Raw genomic sequence first — 3204 nt, 5'->3', positions numbered from 1 at the left:
GGCGGTGTGCTGGAAGGCGTGGGTGTTCTCCTCGACCTTGTCGAAGACGATCACGGTGTCGTACAGCGAGAAACCCAGAATCGTCAGCAGACCGATGACGGTGGCCGGGGTGACTTCGAAGCCCACCAGCGAGTAGATCCCGGCGGTCACGGTCAAGTCGAAGACCATCGTCGTCAGCGCGGAGATCGCCATATAGCGCTCGTACCGGACGGTGATGTACAGGCTGACCAGCACCAGGAACACCACCAGGGCGATGACCGCCTTTTTGGTGATCTGCCCGCCCCACGTCGACGACACCGCCGAGTCAGAAATGGCCAGCTTGCTGGGCTGACCGTCGGCGCCCTTGGGGTGGTACTTGTCGAACAGCGCATTGCGCAGCTTTTCGGTCTTGTCCTGGGGCAACGTCTCCGACCGAATCTGCACGGTGGCCGACGAGCCGCTACCGACGACGACCACCGATTCCGGGTCATGGCCCAGCGTCTCCCGGAAGACCTGCTCGACCTGGCTGACGGTTGCATCGCCGCGCTGGAACGACATCGTGGTGCCGCCCTTGAAGTCGATGCCGAAGGTGAATCCGCGGATCAGGATGCTGGCGATCGCGATCCCGACGATCACCCCGCTGATGCCGTACCACAGCCGGCGGCGACCGATGACCTCGAACGCGCCGGTACCGGTGTAGAGGCGCGAGAAGAAGCCGTGGTGCGGCAGCGAGCCGGTGTCATCGCCACTCGGGCGGACCACTTTTGCGGTGGCCGTGCCGATTTCGACGGCAGTCGTGTCGTCGGTGCCGGTCGTGTCCGCCATCTCGCTACCCCCGTCCCGTCGAGTAGGCCCCGGCGGTCGCGGCCCGCCGCTCGCGCGCGACCTGCTGGACCGCGCCCAGGCCGTTGAATGCCGGCTTCGCCAACGTCTTCGAGTTGCCCGCCAGGTAGAGCAGCGGCCAGGTCACCAAGAACACCACGACGGTGTCCAGCGCCGTCGTGAGCCCCAGGGTGAACGCGAAGCCCTTCACCTGGCCGATGGCCAGGAAGTACAGCACGGCGGCGGCCAGGAACGTCACGGCGTTACCCGACAGGATCGTCTTGCGGGCGCGCCCCCAGCCGCGGGGAATCGCCGACCGGAACGATTTGCCTTCGCGGATCTCGTCTTTGATGCGCTCGAAGAACACCACGAACGAGTCGGCGGTCGTGCCGATACCGATGATCAGGCCTGCGATACCGGCCAGGTCCAGGGTGTAGTTGATATATCGGCCAAGCAGCACCAGGATCGCGAAAACCATTGCGCCGGAGGCACTCAACGACAAGGCCGTCAGCAGTCCCAGGGCGCGGTAGTACAGCAGTGAGTACAGCAGGACCAGCCCCAGCCCGATCGCGCCGGCGATCAGGCCCGCGTGCAGCGATGTCAATCCCAGTGTGGCCGAGACGGTTTGGGCTTCTGACGACTCGAACGACAGCGGCAGCGAGCCGTATTTGAGAACGTTGGCGAGCTCACGCGCCGAGCTCGCCGTGAACGGCGGGTCGCCACCGGTGATCTGGGTGCGGCCGCCGGGGATGGCCTCCCGGATCTGCGGTGCGCTCACCACCTGTGAGTCCAGCGTGAAGGCGGTTTGGGTGCCGATGTGGGCGGCGGTGAAGTCCGCCCAGGTGTTGGCCGCGCCGCTCCTGAACTGCAGGTCGACGATGTAGCCGCCGCTGTGCTGGTCCATCCCCGAACTGGCGTTCTCGATCTGATCGCCGCTGATGATCGACGGCGCCAGCAGGTAGGCCTGCTTGTGTTGGGTGTCGCAGGTCACCAGTGGTAGCTCGGGATCGTCGTTGCCGGCCAGGATGTCTTCCTGGAAGCACCGAGTGGCTTCGTATTGCAGGGCCAGGAACTGCACGCCCTTGTTGGTGCTCTGTCGCCACTCGCGCTCTTTGGCGATGCGCTCGGCGAGGTCTTTCCGCGGATCTGGCGGCCCCGGCTGAATCGGCGGAAGCAACGGGGCTTCCGGCGGCGCCGCTGCGGTCGACGAAGCGGGCGCGTTCGACGGCGCCGGCGCGGTGGCCGTGGGCCGTGCGGTGGACGGCCCCGGGGGTGGCGTCGGGGCGGGTGACGGCGCGTCCAGTGGATACGGCCTGGGCTGTGGCGGGACGAGCGGCTGGTCAGGCAGTAGCGGCAAGCCACCGGGCGCCAGTGCGCCTCCTGGGCCGTTACCGGGCGGCACCGCTGGCCCGTGGCCCGGCGCCGCACCTGGTGCCGGGGCGTTCGGGTTCAGGCCGGGCGCGGGTAGACCGGGCTGTCCGCCTGGTGCAGGCCCGCCCGGTGCCCCACCATTGGGCAGCCCGCCGCGCGGCGCGGGCAACCGCGGGCCGCCCTGCATCCCAGCGCTGTCGACAGGAAGTGCGTTGATGACCGGACGGATGTACAGCCGTGCGGTCTGGCCGAGATTGCGTGCCTCGTTGCCGTCCGTTCCCGGGACCGTGATGACCAGGTTGTCGCCGTCGACGATGACCTCAGAACCCGAGACACCGAGCCCGTTGACGCGGGCGCTGATGATCTGTTGGGCCTGCGACAACGCCTCCCGGCTCGGCCGCGACCCGTCCGGCGTCCGCGCGGTCAAGGTGACCCGGGTGCCACCTTGCAAATCGATGCCGAGCTTCGCGTCGGCATGCTTGTTGCCGGTGAGGAACACCAGCAGGTAGGCGCCGATGAGCAGAACCAGGAACACCGCCAGGTAGCGGCTAGGGTGCACCGGCGCCGAAGGCGATGCCACGTGTTGAGTCTCCTCCGCTCATGCGCGATGCGCGTCGTTGCAGGTCGCCACTCCGCCGTCCGCCCCTCGCGCGCCGATCAGTTCGACCGCACCGAAAAGGGTACGTGCCGCGTCACCGACCTCAGTCGTTGGGCAGTCGCCCCGGGTCGTCGGCCAGATCGCCAACCTCGTCGGCCCCAGTGTCCTGGATCTCGGGCTCGATCCGGTCCCTAATCGCCAGCTTGACCCAGGTTGTCACCACGCCGGGGGCGATCTCGAGGTCCACCGTGTCGTCGGTGATGCGCTTGATGGTGGCGTGCAGCCCGGAGGTGGTTTGCACCTGGTCCCCGATCCGCAGCGACTCGTGCAGGTCGATGGTGGCCTGCATCGCGCGCTTCTGCCGCCGCGAGGCGAAGAACATGAACACCCCCAGGATGGCGAGCATCGGCAGGAAGGTAATTGCTTGGTTCATG

General features: G+C 67.4%; 3 protein-coding genes. All 3 read right to left on the bottom strand.

Annotated elements, in window-relative coordinates; translation table 11 throughout:
• A partial coding sequence (gene secF / locus VN856_RS18115) for a protein translocase subunit SecF (protein WP_325691498.1) occupies positions 1-804 on the bottom strand: 804 nt, incomplete at its 3' end.
• 4 nt (positions 805-808) lie between these two features.
• Positions 809-2752, bottom strand: coding sequence for a protein translocase subunit SecD (gene secD / locus VN856_RS18110; RefSeq protein WP_325691496.1), 1944 nt, complete (start codon positions 2750-2752; stop codon positions 809-811).
• A gap of 121 nt (positions 2753-2873) precedes the next feature.
• Positions 2874-3203, bottom strand: a complete 330-nt coding sequence (yajC, locus tag VN856_RS18105) for a preprotein translocase subunit YajC (RefSeq protein WP_325691494.1) — start codon at positions 3201-3203, stop codon at positions 2874-2876.
• Between the last annotated feature and the right edge of the window lies 1 nt (position 3204).

The organism is Mycobacterium sp. (assembly GCF_035603715.1).
GTDB lineage: Bacteria > Actinomycetota > Actinomycetes > Mycobacteriales > Mycobacteriaceae > Mycobacterium.
The sequence above is the reverse complement of the archived record's forward strand: the minus strand, read 5'-3'. Positions and strand labels throughout refer to the sequence as shown.

What these genes read in the sequence shown, in the direction of transcription:
- yajC (WP_325691494.1), bottom strand. Translation starts at nt 3,203, where the DNA reads ATGAACCAAGCAATTACCTTCCTGCCGATGCTCGCCATCCTGGGGGTG.